The 15,899-nt window shown below is 59.9% G+C and carries 10 protein-coding genes; 2 read left to right on the top strand and 8 right to left on the bottom strand.

All coding sequences use genetic code 11. The features are described from left to right. The first annotated feature begins 27 nt into the window (after nucleotides 1–27). Entirely contained in the window at nucleotides 28–480 is a 453-nt protein-coding gene (locus SH292x_RS13475; RefSeq protein ID WP_442481529.1) for a hypothetical protein, read from the top strand. Nucleotides 481–484: 4 nt separating this feature from the next. On the opposite strand, the gene SH292x_RS13470 is transcribed toward SH292x_RS13475, so the two are convergent. The 4 genes from SH292x_RS13470 to SH292x_RS13455 are packed head-to-tail and all read right to left on the bottom strand — an operon-like array spanning nucleotide 485 to nucleotide 5,652. Further along, nucleotides 485–2,191: an ABC transporter permease gene (locus SH292x_RS13470; protein WP_442481528.1), complete on the bottom strand. Its 1,707-nt coding sequence runs from the start codon at nucleotides 2,189–2,191 to the stop codon at nucleotides 485–487. Then, nucleotides 2,188–3,129 (bottom strand): ATP-binding cassette domain-containing protein, encoded by a 942-nt coding sequence (locus SH292x_RS13465; protein ID WP_442481527.1) that lies wholly within the window; start codon nucleotides 3,127–3,129, stop codon nucleotides 2,188–2,190. Before SH292x_RS13465 ends, SH292x_RS13470 begins: the two co-directional genes overlap by 4 nt. Before the next feature lie 25 nt (nucleotides 3,130–3,154). Next, complete coding sequence (locus SH292x_RS13460) at nucleotides 3,155–5,350, bottom strand: hypothetical protein (RefSeq protein ID WP_442481526.1); 2,196 nt, start codon at nucleotides 5,348–5,350, stop codon at nucleotides 3,155–3,157. Nucleotides 5,351–5,352: 2 nt separating this feature from the next. After that, nucleotides 5,353–5,652, bottom strand: coding sequence for a hypothetical protein (locus tag SH292x_RS13455; protein ID WP_442481525.1), 300 nt, complete (start codon nucleotides 5,650–5,652; stop codon nucleotides 5,353–5,355). Between the two features lie 186 nt (nucleotides 5,653–5,838). Here SH292x_RS13455 and SH292x_RS13450 point away from each other — a divergent pair, with 186 nt between their 5' ends. Then, entirely contained in the window at nucleotides 5,839–8,643 is a 2,805-nt protein-coding gene (locus tag SH292x_RS13450) for a hypothetical protein (protein WP_442481524.1), read from the top strand. Between the two features lie 22 nt (nucleotides 8,644–8,665). Here the strand turns inward: SH292x_RS13450 and SH292x_RS13445 are convergent, their stop codons facing one another. The 4 genes from SH292x_RS13445 to SH292x_RS13430 all read right to left on the bottom strand — a co-directional run bounded on the left by SH292x_RS13445 (nucleotide 8,666) and on the right by SH292x_RS13430 (nucleotide 15,448). After that, a complete protein-coding gene (locus SH292x_RS13445; RefSeq protein WP_442481523.1) occupies nucleotides 8,666–9,049 on the bottom strand; it encodes a hypothetical protein in 384 nt (127 codons plus the stop codon). Then, nucleotides 9,049–9,978 carry a lipoyl synthase gene (lipA, locus tag SH292x_RS13440; protein ID WP_442481522.1) on the bottom strand — a complete coding sequence of 310 codons (930 nt, stop codon included), beginning with the start codon at nucleotides 9,976–9,978 and terminating at the stop codon, nucleotides 9,049–9,051. Before lipA ends, SH292x_RS13445 begins: the two co-directional genes overlap by 1 nt. 94 nt (nucleotides 9,979–10,072) lie before the next feature. Then, on the bottom strand, nucleotides 10,073–11,014 hold the full coding sequence (gene cysK / locus SH292x_RS13435) for a cysteine synthase A (protein ID WP_442481521.1): 942 nt from the start codon (nucleotides 11,012–11,014) through the stop codon (nucleotides 10,073–10,075). Between the two features lie 1,032 nt (nucleotides 11,015–12,046). Continuing rightward, complete coding sequence (locus SH292x_RS13430) at nucleotides 12,047–15,448, bottom strand: ELWxxDGT repeat protein (protein WP_442481520.1); 3,402 nt, start codon at nucleotides 15,446–15,448, stop codon at nucleotides 12,047–12,049. Nucleotides 15,449–15,899 lie beyond the last annotated feature (451 nt).

The raw sequence follows: 15,899 nt of genomic DNA, 5'->3' as shown, positions 1-15,899 counted from the left end.
CCAATCCTCTCCCTGCGTAGCCCCATCATGCGCTCGACACTTAGCGTTCTCGTCCTATCAACCCTGCTGATACTCACGGGGTGTGGCAAGCCCGAACCCGCGCCGCCGGCAAGCAAGCCCGTGACCGTGGCGGCGAAGCCAAAGCTGGCGACGCCTAAGCCCGCGAAACCGGCGGACCAGAAAGTGCACGACGCCGCTCGCGAAGCGATGGCGGCGTACGTAGCCCCGTACCCCGATCGCACGGAGTTGTTCGTTCCGCCGAAGGAAGCCCCGAAGTCAGCCAGCGTCACGACCGAGGGCAACGTGCAACTGCGCGGGCTCGTGAACGTCGACCAACCTCAGGCGATCCTCGATGTCGAAGGTGCCATCGCCTTGATCCCCGTGGGTGCCGAGAAGTTCGGCGTGAAGGTGGTGTCGATTGACGACCGAAGCGTCACGCTGCAGCGCGGCGGGACGCAGTGGACCGCTTCGCTCGAATAACCCGCTAGGTTATCTCAGGTAGCGGTGCGTTGTCCTCTTGGTCTTCGTCCCAGGGACTTTGCGGTTTCGAAACGGGAGGGTGCAACTCGGCTTCGTCCTGCGCTACGCGGTCAGGTAGCGAAACTCGCTCCTGCATCATCTCGCGTGCCGTACTTGGTAGGTTGATCAGCAGCACACACGCCGCCCCCGTGAGCATCACCAAACACTGCAAGATCACGGTGTCGTCGATCGTCATGCGGTCGGACAATTCGCCGAGCGTCCAAAACGGGTTGGGCCACTGCAAGATCGTGTAGCCAGCATTCCGCCACATCCGCGACGACATCTGGACCGCGTAAGGTATGCCGCTGCCCGCCATGACCAAGAGCAAGTGCACGAGGAATCCCGCCACACCCGAAACGGGGGCAACACGTCGTAGGCCGGCGGTTAGCAATTTGCCGACGCCTAAGTAGATCACTACAAAACTCCACGCGATCGCCATGATGACCATCAGCATCGTGTAGTCGTGATAGTGGTACTGGTGCTGGAACTGACTGGAAGGCGCTAGGGGAGTCTGCCCCCATTCCATCCACGCCAATCCGATCGCGACGACCACCATCACCGACGTCAGGTTCGCAATCGCAAACAGGTAGCCAGTCCCCGGACCTGGGTTGAGCAATCCGAGCAGCACTCGCCCTAGCATCGATTGGGGAAGCCCGCGGCGCACGCGATGCGATAGTTCGGCCGACTCGGTGCTAAGCATCGTCCCCATAACGTACCAGTAGGCGGTTGCAACTAGTACCGTCGGCAGCAAGAACCACCATAGAGTGTCGGTTGCAAGCCAGAGAAACGACATCCAGCCCAGAAACGTCGCCTGCTGAATCACCATAGCCCACCGAAGTGGCGTCGAGCGGTTCTCGGAGCGGTAGGAAGTGAGTGCAACTGTCGCCAGGTAAATCAGCGCGAAGGTGGTTGCGTAGGCCGAAAGCAACATACCGGTCGATGCCCAGAACTGCCAGTCGTTGACCCACAGCCCTCCATCGTCAAGAACCTCGTTCACCATCGCCAACCCACCCCAAAAACAGAGGAGCAGCAGCGTGACCAAAGAGACGGAAAGCAGAACTTGTCCTTGCTTCTTCTGCGAAATGGCAGCCATGAACAAACCCAGCATCGATAATCCGAGGCTGCCGAGTACCGTGTACATGAGTAGCATCGCGATCACCACCACGTCCACGCCACGCAGCAGGTAGGTGAATGCGATGCACGGCGCGACCGCCGACAGGTAGACGGTGGTCTGCACCAGCGCACTGCCTAGCTTGCCACGAATGATCTGGTGAGGCGAGAGCGTCGAAACACGCAGCAGGTCGTATGTGTTCTCTTCGCACTCGCTAGTGAGCGAGCGGTACGCGCTGAACGGGACGATGACCGCCAGTGGAAAAATCAGCACGAAGAAGTATCCCTTTAAGAGTTCCGCACCCGCCGCCGCGTAGTAAATGCCCGGGCCCGCCATCGCGACGCCGCCGATGGTGACGACCCAGCAAATAATAAGCAGCAGCAGGAACGTGAGCCCAAACTGCCGGCTCTTTAGCGCTTGCCGCGTCTCCTTGACGAGAATCGGATTGAGCCGATCGCTCGCCTTGGTGAGCCATTGCTCGACGCGGTCGAATCGCTCCTTCCAATTGGGCGCAGTAGCCGACGATTCGCGGGGGGGAGTGGTGAGGGTTGCCTCGCTCATTGGACGCGGCCCTCCGTGACTTCGAGGAAGATATCCTCCAGCGACTTGGTGCGGCAGCGGAACTCAACGACTTCGAGCCCCGCCTCGATCATTTCGCGGAGTAGTATCGCTTGTGCCGCTTCATCGCCGGCGTGGGATAGCGTCGCGACGCGATCTTGGATGCGAACCTCGTGCAAATCCTCCCGCGCTTCGAGCCAGCGATGGGCCCGCGCTACGTCGCCCACGAACCGGACATCGACCATCGCCACGGTCTGGTAACCGCTGCTGATTTCTTCGACAGAGCCAACGGCCACGAGCTTCCCTTGCTCGATGATCGCCACGCGGTCGCAGATCTCGGCGAGTTCGGTGAGGATGTGCGAGCTAATCAGCACGGCTTTTCCAATGTCGGCAAGCCGCGCAATCATCTCACGTAGCTCGATCCGCGCGCGAGGATCAAGGCCTGCCGCCGGTTCGTCGAGCACCATCACCGAGGGATCGTGAATCATCGTGCGGCCTAAGCAGAGCCGCTGCTTCATGCCCTTCGACAAACCATTGATCGGTTTGGTGGCCAGCTTGTCGAGTCCCGTGAAGTCCTTCACGAAGCCGAGCGCTTTGGTCCGCTCGGTGCCACGTAAACCGTACGCCCGGGCGAAGAAATCGAGGTACTCGTGCACGTCGACGTTCTCGTAGGTGCCGTAGTAGTCGGGCATGAAGCCAAGTCGCCGGCGGACGCGATCGGGGTCCTCGACCACCGAGAACCCGTCGACTAGTGCGTCGCCCGAATTCGGTTCGTCGAGCGTGGCCAGGATTCGCATGCTGGTGGTCTTGCCGGCACCGTTAGGGCCGATATAACCAAACACTTCGCCCGCCTGCACCTCGAACGAAACGTCGTTCACCGCGTGCGTATCGCCAAACCAGCGATGCACGTTGCGAAGTTCGATTTGAGGAATGGCCTTCATGCGATTTGTTGGCTAGGAGAGTCTTCTACCAAGATCCAATGACAATGTGGACGCTCGAGTCTTCCACGCCGATCTCTTCACCCGAGTGCGGGAGCAGCGCGAGCTCGCTCACCACCACGTAACTCCGCGGCGGCAGCGTCAGCGCTTCGCCGCCGCTCACGCCAAGCAGCGCCTGCCATTCGTCGTCCAGCAAGCTGCCGCGCATGCTGCCAAAGTTCGGCCCGCCACCCTGTTGGCCGTAGGGGCGTTGGCCGTAGCTTCGTCCTGAGATCAACGACGAATCGGCGATGGTGTCGTAGCCTTCGGGATTGCGCGGCTCGCGGTCCATCAGCACTGCCCGTAGCGCTGATACGGCAGCCGACCGCTCGACACGTTCGAGTGCCTGCGGACCCTCCGTAGCCACATCGTTCGCAAGCAGGAACTTGCCGTCGCCATCGATCACGATGATCAACTGAGCTTCGGTGGCGAAGTTGTTGGTGACCGTGGGCGTGGGGTCTTTCAGTTTCAACTTGAGTCCCGCGTCGGTCTTGCGAGGTTCAATCGCTAGGTACTGCGTGGGTGTTCGAGAGGCGAGCCAGCCCTTTGTAAGACGCTGTTCGTCGTCGCTCCACTCAATCTCGTAATGATGACTTCCGCCACCACCGCGATAAGCGCCGGGAGTGTTGGCCTCGATGGGGTAGACTGCCGTTTCGTCCGAGAACGTCAGGCCATCCCTTGGCGCGAAGGCTGCGTAGTACGACAGTCGGCTCCAAGTCGCTGCTTCGCGCGTTTGTTGGTCGAGTCGCGTGATGCTTTGGGCCCGCAGTCGAGTCGAAAAGCCATCGGAGAATAATCCGTATGCCAAGAGAGCTCCGGTGATCGCGATCGCCGCAATCGGCACCGTAAGCACCATCAAATGCAGGCGCCCGGCACGCTTCAACAACCAATAGTTCGCCGGACCGATGGCGATGACGAACAGCGTGATCAGCACCTGAAAGCTGACAACGGGCGCGAGACCCACGCCGGGGATCAACCACTTACTGAAGCCCTCATTCGCCTGCCCTGGTGTTAAGCCATGACGGCGAGTCCAGTCCTGGGATCGCCAGTAGCGAGCCGCGCCGAACAGATCGCGTCGCGTTGTCGACGGGCCGACGTCCGACACGTCGCCACGATACGCCGCGACGAGTCCCCAGCCGCAGCGACGCACCACAAACCAGTCGGTCGAGTATCGCGGAGTAGTATCGAACTGAGCTTGAGCGGGCATGCCCTGAGGCAGCGCCACGTACGCCTGGCCATTGGGGTTGTTCGGATCGTCGGGGTCGCCATCGCCGCGACCGCGTCGCCGCAAGTTTACGTAGCTCCAGCCATCCGCCCCCACCGCCTCCTCCGCCTTCGGCTCGTGGGGTTCGATGGTCTCTTCAGGCGTGTCCCAACCCAGAATTGGGTCGAGGTGTCGCAGTCGCTCCCAGTCGTCGCCAATCGAACGGACCCAGAGGACGCCCCCTGCCTGAACCCATTTTCGCAAGGCGATCAGTTTCTCAGGAGTCTGCGTTTCAGCCATCAGTAGCGTGGGCAGATCCGTCGACACGATGTCGAAGGGGGTGTAGTCGAGCCAGTTGTCGCGCCATTCGCCTAACGCCGTGAGCCCATTCTCACCCAGCGCCGATCCTTGCTGCGAAGGAAGGATGGTAAACAACTCGCCGTGCCCAGGTACGATTTGCAGCTCGGCCATGCTCCCCATCCGCCACCGGCTCGTTCCATTGTCGTTCAGTTGTTGCCAATCTTCCTCGCCTCGCGAAAGGTATCGGTCGCGTGCCCCGTCGATCCAGATGTCCCATGTGAGCACACCCCACTCCACGTACTGGGGCGTACGCAGCGTGACAGTGGTCTTCGTTTCGCCCGCTCGTAGTACCCCGTCCGTTTCGACGGTCAGGGACTGGCTACCGTACTGCCACTGAAGTGCTCGCAGGCGAACCGTGATCTGCGTGTCCGCGGTCACGGGCGTGGGCGATTGCACGTCGACCAAGAATCGGCGGTATCCGTACTGGCCGTTGCCGAGCCCATCGTCCGAAACCTCAATGAACAGACCCGTCGAGGGCGAGACAGAGTTTTGCCGCACGGGGAGACGCGATTTGATCACCGCTCCCGTTGGCGACTGCGCAACGCACTCCGTACCACGCGCCATCATCGCCATGACGACGAGCGCTGCGAGCCATCCGAGTTGAGTCGCGTGGCGATGCAAAGTTAAGAGTCCTGAGAGGTGACAGGCGAAGTGTCCGCTGACTGCACGTTGGTGCGAAGTGCCGGATAATGAGCAGGGCGGGGGCGATACGTCCCATGAACCCCTGTCACCCGCGAAAACAGGGCCACCATGCCGTAGAATAGCACGAACATGGCCCAGGTCACCGCGAGACTCCCTACGCCAATCACGATCGCTGCCGCCCACATCCGTCCTTGCACCGCCTCGCCCGCGATCAGCGCCACCACCGCGACCACGCCGGCGAGGTAGAAGACGGTGCGGATGGAGTAGCGAGGTAGCAGCATCAAGAGGTCCGATCGACGGCGTGAAGCAAAACAGAAGAGAGTTAAGGGAGAGCGAGCGGTTCCGCCTGGGCGGCGGTCGCGAGGTTAAGTATGTCGCATCGACGAGCCTTTCGCCACGTCCTCCCAGCGGTTTGCGGACTGCATTAGTAAACGTTGATTTCCTCCAGTTTATTGCCGAGGTTCACGATGCCAAGTCGCACCACGAATAAATTCGCCCCACCTGCGACAATCTTGCTCACCTTGCTGGCACTGGGACTCTTCGGAAATCCGCGCACGGCCAATGCCGAGATTCGAGTCGAGGCGTTCAGCGGCCAGCCACTCGGAGTGGGGCGAATCGTGGTCGATGTTCCTTCCGAAGGAGCGTCCGCGGCCATGAACGACGACCGAACGACCGTGACCGACGCCGCCGGGCGTGTCTTGTACCCTACGGTAGAACCAAGCCGTGAGCGAAAGGTCCTTCGATCTTTGCTCGGCGTCCAATTGCCTCGCCGCGTCACTTTCTACTTCCTCTTTCACGGCAACGAGCGACTCGACCTCGAGCTCTACCTGCCCCAGCGCGTCCAAGTAACCGTGGTGCCCCGCGACGACCGCCGCGGCTACAACGAGTTGCTGGGTGAGTGGTGGAAGGCGTACGTCGCGATGTACTCGCGAGTGCACCGCGAAGCCGACTATCCGATTGGCGTACAGACTTACCTTACCGCGATGTGGGCCGGCCGACTCGGCCAGCCGATGCCGAAGCTCGAAGGCTTCTTGGTTCGCGAGCAGGAGCAAGGCGGAACGGTCGTCGGCAAACTGATGGCCGACGAAGCCCATCGAGCCTCGGTGCTTCGCGACCTGATGCTGGGAGAACTCGACAGCGGCGAGGCGACCATGCCGCTCCCCGACGTCGCACTTCCCGTGACCGACCTGCAGCTCGAAACGCAAGTAGAGGTTGCCATCGAGCCGATGGCTTCGCATGTCCCCGACGACTGTTACTACGTTCGCTTCGGCACGTTCGCGAACTATTTGTGGTTCAAAGACTTTCTCGGTCGCTGGCAGGGCGATCTTGGCAACATGCTCATTCAGCGGAGCATCTATCGCAGTTCGAGCGAGCAGATCTCGGCAATGCTTGGCCTCGCCGAGTCCAAAGTGTCGGCGATCCTTGGCCCTCAAGTCATCGACGACGTGGCGCTCATCGGGTTCGACCCTTACTTCGCCGACGGGGCCTCGGTTGGCGTGCTGTTTCATGCGAAGAACAACTTCTTGCTGAGCACGAGCTTCAACCAGCAGCGATCCGCCGCCGCGAAAGCCGTGGAAGGCGCGAAGTTGGAGCAGCTCGACATTGCTGGCAAGAAAGTCTCCTATCTTACGTCGCCCGATGGCTCGCTGCGGTCTTACTACGCTACGGATGGCAACTTCCACCTCGTCACGTCGTCGCGGCGCATCGTCGAACGGTTCTACGAAGCGGCCGCCGGACAAAGACAGCTCGCAGCCGCACCGGACTTCCTCGCTGCGCGCATGGCGTATCCGATCGAGCGTGACGATCGTGTGTTCGTCCATCTGTCGAGCGCGTTTTTCAGGAACCTCGTCAGCCCTGGCTATCGCATCGAGCTCGACCGACGATTGCGATCGCTGGAAACGCAACGCGGGCTCGAGCTCGCCCGACTCGCCGCCGCGCAGGAGAATCTGCCGAACGAAACCGAGGAAGAGCTCGCCTCCGGTGCGTTCTTGCCGGGCGGTTTTTCGCAGCGGGCCGATGGCGCGAGGTGGACAGTCGACGACAACGGACGCCGAGTGGAGTCTGTCCGCGGCTATCGCGGGCACTTCACGCCGATCGCGGACAGCGTGCCGGAGTTGGTGAGCGAGAGCGAGCTTCGCCGTTACGAACAGTTCCTCGGCGACCTTCGGCGAGAAGCGGGCAACTTGGTACCCGTCACCGCGGTGATCCATCGTGACGAAGTCGAGCCCGGCATCGAACGCATTGCAATCGATCTCTTCCTCCAGCGTTACAGCACGACGAACCTTGCGAGCTGGGCCAAGAAGCTTGGACCCGCGTCGAATCTTCGCCTGGCTCCCATCGCCGGCGACTTGGCTTCGGCCAACGTGGTGCTCGATGGCGTGCTGGGCGGGGGTGAGCCGTTTCATCTGTTCGGTGGAATTCGCGATGGCGTCTTCCCGCTGACCATTGCTGGCGGAAATGTTGAGGTGCCTCTGCAACTCCTGTCGGCCATCGAAGGCTACGTCGGAACATGGCCCAAACCAGCGTTCCTCGAGCGCTTCCTCGGCCGCCCCGCCGGTCCCTACGACGCCAATGGCATGGCGCGGACAACGGGGCTGTTCGACTTGTGGGTACGTCGTGCGGATGACTTTATGCTCTTTTCGTTTAAGGAACGGGTGCTATTCGATGTAGGTACGCAGATCGCCATGGTCGAAGCCGCTCGGCCGGCACAGGCTTGGGTTCAAATCCAGGACATCCTGGGAACCCAGTACGAAGGCGTGGCGACCGCGCTGGCTTACGCTCGTACGCGTGACACCTCAGCGAGCGCCAGCCGGTTCATGAACTCGCTGGTTCGCCAGCTTCACGTCGAGCCGGCCGCGGCGTACGAACTCGCCAACGAGCTCGTCGGTGGCGAGTTCCTTTGCCCGCTCGGGGGAGAGTACGAACTCGCCGAGATCCCCGGTGGACTCGAAGTCTGGACCTCCACCGCCGCGGCGCCGAACAATCAGTTCCTTCTGACCGAGGTCCCAGGCGACTATCGATTCCCGCTGCTCGAATGGTTCCGCGGCATGTCGGCGGAACTCGTGCGGGGTGAGGACTCGCTCACGCTTTCGGCGGAAGTCTTCATCAGCGGCGAACGCCCCGCGCCTGGAGCACCACGTGCTCCCCTGGCACCGCAGGCTCCATCAGCGCCAACTGCTCCGCCGGTGCCCACAACTCCTGCTGCACCGGGGGTACCAAGGGACGTGGAAGAACTTCCACCTCCGCCCCCTCAGCCTCCGAGAAATCCCTAAAAAGGTTTCTCAAAGTACCGGACTAGTCGTTCATTTTTAGTTCGACCTTGGTGCCCCCACTATCGGCCTTGATCATTACGCACGCCGATTTGTTGGGGACAATTTTCGCCGTCAGATCCGCGGCGGTTGTGTTCTCTGCCATTGCGAGCACCAAGTCCGACGGCTTCTCAAGCGTGATCATCCGCTCGGCTTCCTCTTGGTTCTCTTCGAGGTAGACGTAGACATCGATGGCATTGTTCGACTTCGCCGAGACTTGCAACGTCCGCTCACCGGTGGTGGGGGGCACGACGAAGGTGCTGATCTCACCCGCTTCCGCGAAGTCGATCGTCTGCTGGTCGAGGAAACGAGTCTGGCAACCGGCGAGGCAGAGAGTCGCGGCGATGAGGAAGCAGTTAGCTGTACGCATTATTGATTTGCCCTTTCCCTTGCGGCGGCCAGGAGTTCCCCGGCTCGGAACGAACTGCGGACCATCGGTCCCGCGGCGACTCCTGCGAAGCCCATCGCGTAGGCCTCGTCGGTCCACGCGTCGAACTGCTCGGGTGTGACGTAACGCTCCACCGGCAGGTAACGCTCGCCGGGACGTCCCGGAGCCAAGTACTGCCCCAGCGTTACGAGGTCGACGTTCGCCGAGCGAAGTCGCTGCATCGACTCGGTGATCTCCTCGTTCGTCTCGCCGAGTCCAACCATCAGGCTGCTCTTGGTGACCATGTCGGGGCGAAGCTCTTTCGCGCGGCGAAGCATTTCGAGCGACAGCTCGAACGACGCCCGCGGGTCGCGGACTCGCTTCTCAATCCGCTCGACGCACTCCACGTTGTGAGCAAACACATCGAGCGGAAGCCTGTCCATCATCTCGGCCAGCGCCTGCCAGTTGCCGGCGAGGTCGCTGGAGAGCAGTTCGATCGTCACGCTCGGCACGCGGGCGTGGACCGCTTCGACGCACGCGCGGTAGTGCATTGCTCCACCGTCCGCTCGATCGTCGCGGTTCACTACCGTGATCACCACGTGGTCGAGCTTCATCCGCTCGACCGCGTCCGCAAGATGCTCGGGCTCGTCGGCTTCGGGAGGGGCAGGGGCCTTGAGTGTCTGCACCGAGCAGAACCGGCAACCCCGTGTGCATTCCTTGCCCGCGATCATGAAGGTCGCGGTGCCACGCCCCCAGCAGTCGTGGATGTTGGGGCACTTGGCTTCTTCGCACACGGTGTGCAGCCCGCCATCGTCGACCGCCCCACGGGTGCGATTGAATAGCGCGAGCGCTTCGCCCGACGGCGGTTGGGCACGCAACCACTCGGGGAGGCGAGGACGGGTGAGGACGGGGAGTTCGGTGGAGTTGCTCATACAGATAGTTTAGTCCAATGAATGTCCAATGACGAATCACCAATGACCAACGAGAGATGCCCCCAATTGGTCATTGGTCATTTCGAATTGGTCATTAACCCGTGAGTCCTTCGAACAGCGGGGTCGACAGGTAGCGTTCGCCCAGGCTGCACATGATGGTCACGATTCGCTTCCCCTTCATTTCGGGGCGGGCGGCGACTTTGGCGGCGGCGCACATGTTGGCTCCGCTGGAGATGCCGGCCATGATGCCCTCTTCCTTCGCCAGGCGACGGGCCCACTGGAAGGCTTCTTCGTTGCTGATCGTGATCACTTCGTCGATGATCGACTTGTCGAGGTTGCCCGGAATGAACCCCGCGCCGATGCCCTGAATCTTGTGAGGTCCAGGACTTCCGCCCGAGATCACGGGCGAGTCGGTCGGTTCGACGGCGATGGCTTTGAAGTGGGGGTTCATCTTCTTGAGGAATCGCGACGCACCGGTGATGGTGCCACCCGTGCCAACGCCGGCGACGAGTACGTCGATGTCGTGTCCCGAGTCTTCCCAAATCTCCGGGCCGGTGGTCTTCTCGTGGATCGCGGGGTTCGCGGGGTTCTCGAACTGCTGGGGTACGAACGTGTTGCTTCCTTCGGCCGCCATTTCGTTCGCCTTGGCGATGGCACCCTTCATGCCCTCGCTCGCGGGAGTCAGCACTACGTTCGCGCCGAGTGCACGCAATAGCGCACGGCGTTCGAGCGACATGCTCTCGGGCATGGTGAGCGTCAGCTTGTAACCCTTCGCCGCACAGACGAACGCAAGCGCGATGCCCGTGTTGCCGCTGGTGGGTTCGATGATGTGGGTGTCGGCGTTGATCTTGCCGTCGCGTTCGCCCGCTTCGATCATCGCGGCACCGATACGGTCCTTCACGCTATTGAGCGGTTGGAAGAACTCGCACTTCGCGAACACCGTGGCGTGGCCTTCGGGGACGAGCCGATTGATGCGAATCATCGGAGTCTCGCCAATGCACTGGGCGGCGTTGTCGTAAGTACGATTTCGAAACATCGGTAAATCCTTTTTCTATGGTTGGCTTTTCGGCTCAACGGCGGACGCGATTCTCATTGGCCCGGACTCCGCACTCCGCCCGGAACGAGCGATTATCGCATTCTGAGGCATCTACGGCAAACCCGGCGGGAGAGTAGGGAGGGGTTCTAGGCTCGGGGCTGGGGACTGGGGACTGGGGGAAGTTGTCTTCTCAATTAGCCGTTTTGGCGCTAGCCACGGTTGTTGGTTGTTCAACCGCGGCTAGCGCCGAAGCGGCTAATGGGCCCTTCGTAATGTCGCACTTTTGGGACTTTTGCATTCACTGCGACTTTATTCTTTCGGGCTCGATCGGCGATGTTCAAAAAGTGACGTGTTTTCAAGTGCGAAACGCCTGTCAGTTCGTAGTGCCCAAAAGGGTAATGTCGCAGTGGATTCCCGCAGGTGCGACATTACTCTCAAAGGGGGAAATCGGAACGGGAAAAGGGGAAGGCAAGGCAGTGGGCCGTATCCAGCTCCGCGCAACGCTCGGCGCTTGCCGTGTGGCCTAGGTTCGTCCCGCCACCTTTCTAAGCGCGTACGCCGATCCCTGGCCCAACCGCTCGTTGGCCGCTCGCGTTCGTGTTGTGCCGTATTCCTACGGCCGCCCCACACCGCGTGGAGTTGTGTTCATTGGAACACGTGCGCGAGTACTTTCTAGTCACATTCTGAAAGAAAGTGGAAAAAAGTTTGGGGGCGTGGAGGAGGGGGAAAGTGGGCGGTGGGCAGGGTGCGGTGGGCAAGGAAAAGGAGTTTGGCAGAGCGAGGCCGTGACGGGTGCTGAGCGAGTGTGCTGAAGGGGCAAGGGGGAGATAAGGAATGGCGAGTGGGAGGATGGTTTAACGCCCAGTCGTAGGCGCCGGCTTTGCTGAAGCGATCGCCAACTTACCCGAACCGCGCCCGCTTTGAGGGTGGCAAGCCTTGTCACCTAATTTCGCCCCTCGCTAACACAACTGCTGTCGATCGCTCTGCCGGTGGAACGAGAACTTCATTTCCGCGGCGGTCGTACAACAACAATCAGGCAAGTTCCAGCATCGGACCTTCGAAACCCGTCTCCAAGGCTCCCCGTTCGGCGAGAAGGGCGAACGCTTGTCGTATTGCCGGCTCTGAACTGGGCATCGGTGGAATAACCTTCGTTGGAGAAAAATCGGACGTGAGGTTCAGGCGACTATGGACGAGCAGCAAGTGTGGGTCGTTGGACGCGTAGGCGGGGCCAGTGCTAGCTTGGGAGGCGGAGCCTAATACTCGCCTTCCTGAACTTTGAAGGCCGAGTTCGTCCGTTGGCCAAGGACGATTCCGAAGTACGGACTGGCTGCTATCGACTGGCGCGGATGTGGCAATCGCAGGCGTTTCTAATTTAACAACGGGAGCAATAAAGCTGGCGGGGGACGGCGGTACCAATTGCGCCCCAAGGTTATCGCGCCAGATGGTGTAGTCGGCGAGATTCACGTGGCCGTCGTTGTTGCCATCTGCTGCCAGCCCAGGACCGCTCGTGGCACCAAAGTTGGTTTTCCAAACCGAGTAGTCATTAGTGTCAACAACTCCATTTCCATCATAATCTCCGGGTAACCCTAGGCTGTCCGGAGTTAGCACCCGCCATTCCATGCCGTACACGTCATCTCGAGCTTGGAAGAATAGCCGATTACCCATAGCGGCAAGTTCACGAATTTCTGAACTGGTCGGCCCCCGCCGAATGTCATGAACGAGCCTCGTCCCCGCAGTGGTCCCATCGGTTTGCCACAGTTCCACACCATGTTCTGGATCGTAGCCAGTGAAATAGGCGACGTCGCCAATGACGGCTATGGGAACTGATGAGGAGAGACCGCTCGTGCCTCCTGGAAAGATATCTTTCAGAAGACGCGGAGAGGCATTTGGAAAATCGATGACCCACCATTCTCGTCCGTGAATGCCATCATCGGCGGTGAAGATAACGCGATCACCTAGGCGCGCGGGTTGGCTCGGGAAAGAGCTTGCCGGACCGGAGCGAATATCGGCCACCAATTCCACGGTGCCAACGTTTCCATCGTTGCGGAAGAGCTCGCTGCCGAATTCGGAACTTTCAATACGAAAGTACTCCATTCCACCGTAGGTGAAGAGACGCGTATAGGTATGAGAGCTTTCGTACTCTGGCAAGAACTCAGATAGCGGGCGAGTACCCTCCACCGTGCCATCGGTGTACCACATCTGCCAGTCGCTGACGTTGGAGTTGCGCTTGCTGAAGATTAACCCATCGCTGTGCTTCTGAAACCAACCGATGCCGATTGCAGTGGTCAGAATCGTATTCGTCAAGGTGGCAATGTCATAAACGTAGAGCGTTTCGCCATAGATATTTCCGTAGTGGAAGTAGATCCTTCCATCGCGCTCATAGACAGATCCGAAGCCTCCATTAGCCCCGCCCACTTTGTAGGCTTCGAGGATGAGCTGAAAACCGCTGCCGTCGTTTCGATATAGCCCGGTAACACCGTTGACCGTTCCTCGGAGATAGAGTGCCTCTCCTTGTTTGAAGAGTGTACCTGCCGTTATCCCTTCCATCATTTGGGCGACGCCATTGGGGCCCACGCGCCAGAGCTGCGAGACGTTCCCGACGATCGAGGGCCTACCACCGATGAAATACATTGAATCGCGAAACACGATCATTTCACCGAGAGCCTGAGTGCCAGTTTCAGCTACCCGTCGAGATCCCTCCACAGAGCCGTCGGTCGCCCAGAGTTCTGCCGATTGGCGACCAGCTGTCATTCCGAAGTACAATTCGTCGCGAAAGACGACCTTGGTTCGCCCCGTAGTGCCGTAATGAAGACGTGAGTCAGCGGTGCGGAAATCGAGATCAACGACAATGTCGGTGCCACTCAAGGTGCCGTCAGACGACCAAAGCTCAAAGCCTGTGTTGGCATCCCAGCCGTTGTAGTAGACTCGTCCCGCCAATTCTACAAATGTGGTATCCCGGTGAAGCCCGCCGAGTATTGCCAGTGAGTTATCGCGCAGATCGATCGCCCACAGCTCACCCTGCTCGAGTGTAGACAAGGAGAGCTTGAGAAGACGATAGGTGCCAAGGCGATGTCCTTCGACTTCGAAGTGGGATGGTACTTCGCTGACGTAAACGGCACCATTCGAGTCAGCTCGCCAGATATCGAGGAAAGCAGTGAGGTTCGTTAATCTGTGGAACACCACCGTAATGCCGTCGGGGCCATCGTTGTAGATGGTGGGCCATGAAGTGTTATTGTTCTGCTGGGGGATCGCGGCAGTGAAGGTTCCGCCCACCGTTCCGTCACTAATAAGCAATTCCCAATCGACGTAAGAGGAGTTAGGGGATTCCCTGTTCGCAGCGAGCATATAAAACGATTCACCCGCCGCGTAAAAGCGAATTTCGCTCCAACTCCGACCGGGCGCTAAATTGACAACGCTACCGGTATGAGGGTCGTATTTGAAGGGAGTCCAATTTCCCAAAGCCGTGACTGCACGAAAATAGAGGGATCCGTTGTGGGTCATTAGGTAGGAGGGTTGTGATCCCCACTCCTTGCCATCGGGGGCCGTGCCCGTACGCAAATCTGCCACGAGAGTAGTTTCGCCGGTTCCGAGGTGGGTACGGTATAGTTCCCGACCATGTGTCACTGTGCTAGCTGCGTAGTACAGGTAGTCACCGAGCACCGTAAGGCCATCCGGCCCCGGGGTGATCGTTGCACCAGGGTAGAACTCGGTTACCAGCATGGTGTTGTCGCTGGTACCATCTGTGCGCCACAACTCCACACCGTGCTCACCATCATCGGCCGTGAAATAAATCCAATTCCCTGCGGACACCAATGCCGTGGGGTAGGAAGAGGCGGAGCCGGGGCGAATGTCCTTGACTAGTTGGGCGGGTCCGGAGTTCTCCAGTCTCCAGAGCTCATAGCCACGCACACCGTCATTCGCGCTAAAAATCAGACTATCTCCCAGCTCTGTCCAGTAGCGAGCGAAGAAGTTGGTTGTCGAGGTCAGGACCTTAGTCGTTCCTTCGAGGGTGCCATCGGTCCGCCATACTTCTTTGCTCGTCGCGAAAATCAAAGACTGGCCCCATTCAATCGGGGTATTCACCGAACTCCCTATCGGAATGATGAGCGTCGATTGGTGCGTGGCTGGATCATACGACTGCACTCCCCCACTCTGATACAACAACCGACCTCCCACAGTTCCCCAGGCCCGAGCAGTGCTGGACAGGTCATCCTGAGTGACAGCCGCCTCACCTTCCGCGGGCAATCGCCATAATTCGCCATCGAACTCAAATAAGACTTCTTCACCCACGCTCGCAATCACATTCGGCCCACTCCCCAGCGGCTCGGTGTTCAAATCAATCACCTGTGGAGCGGACAGCACGTAGCGAGATTCGAGTTGCTCGACGTGGAGCTTGGGGGCGGTTTTGCGAACTCGGTTACGAGCGAATTGCATGGATCGATTGAAGTCGGAGGAAACATGGCGCCGTGCATCGAATAGCCCGGCCTGGAGGTCCCGTGGTATTCTAGCAGCTAGCGCGGCCTCCGTGTCGAGTGAGATGACGCCAAATTATCTTGGCGACCACGGCGGGGGTTATCCGCTACAGATAGGCTTCGTTTAGTAATAGAAACCTACCAAGCTGAGCCGAGCCTCCGCCTCCAATTCGCAAAGTAATCCTCGACTATTTTTCATAATTGGGCGGGACTGCTCCGCCGTCGCGAACATGTTGCGGGTACTCTTCGGTCAAGCGGCTAACTGGCACTATAAACGGCGACTCCGTGTGCCACTGGCTTCGCCAGTGTTTGACCTTGGTTGTCGTGTGAATGTAGTAGAGAGTGTCGCGGCAGGTGCCGAGCGTTGTAGGTTGACTGGTACGTAAACCCTACTCGATTGGCAGGCACTGGTG

The sequence above is a fragment of the Aeoliella fuhlenseeensis genome (assembly GCF_052161615.1).
Taxonomy (GTDB): domain Bacteria; phylum Planctomycetota; class Planctomycetia; order Pirellulales; family Lacipirellulaceae; genus Aeoliella.
This window is presented reverse-complemented; position numbering and strand designations above follow the sequence as displayed.

Excerpts from the sequence above, each read along its gene's own strand:
- SH292x_RS13470 (WP_442481528.1), bottom strand. The coding sequence starts at position 2,191 with ATGAGCGAGGCAACCCTCACCACTCCCCCCCGCGAATCGTCGGCTACT.
- SH292x_RS13465 (WP_442481527.1), bottom strand. The coding sequence starts at position 3,129 with ATGAAGGCCATTCCTCAAATCGAACTTCGCAACGTGCATCGCTGGTTT.
- SH292x_RS13445 (WP_442481523.1), bottom strand. The coding sequence starts at position 9,049 with ATGCGTACAGCTAACTGCTTCCTCATCGCCGCGACTCTCTGCCTCGCC.
- SH292x_RS13450 (WP_442481524.1), top strand. The coding sequence starts at position 5,839 with ATGCCAAGTCGCACCACGAATAAATTCGCCCCACCTGCGACAATCTTG.
- SH292x_RS13430 (WP_442481520.1), bottom strand. The coding sequence starts at position 15,448 with ATGCAATTCGCTCGTAACCGAGTTCGCAAAACCGCCCCCAAGCTCCAC.
- lipA (WP_442481522.1), bottom strand. The coding sequence starts at position 9,978 with ATGAGCAACTCCACCGAACTCCCCGTCCTCACCCGTCCTCGCCTCCCC.
- SH292x_RS13455 (WP_442481525.1), bottom strand. The coding sequence starts at position 5,652 with ATGCTGCTACCTCGCTACTCCATCCGCACCGTCTTCTACCTCGCCGGC.
- SH292x_RS13475 (WP_442481529.1), top strand. The coding sequence starts at position 28 with ATGCGCTCGACACTTAGCGTTCTCGTCCTATCAACCCTGCTGATACTC.
- cysK (WP_442481521.1), bottom strand. The coding sequence starts at position 11,014 with ATGTTTCGAAATCGTACTTACGACAACGCCGCCCAGTGCATTGGCGAG.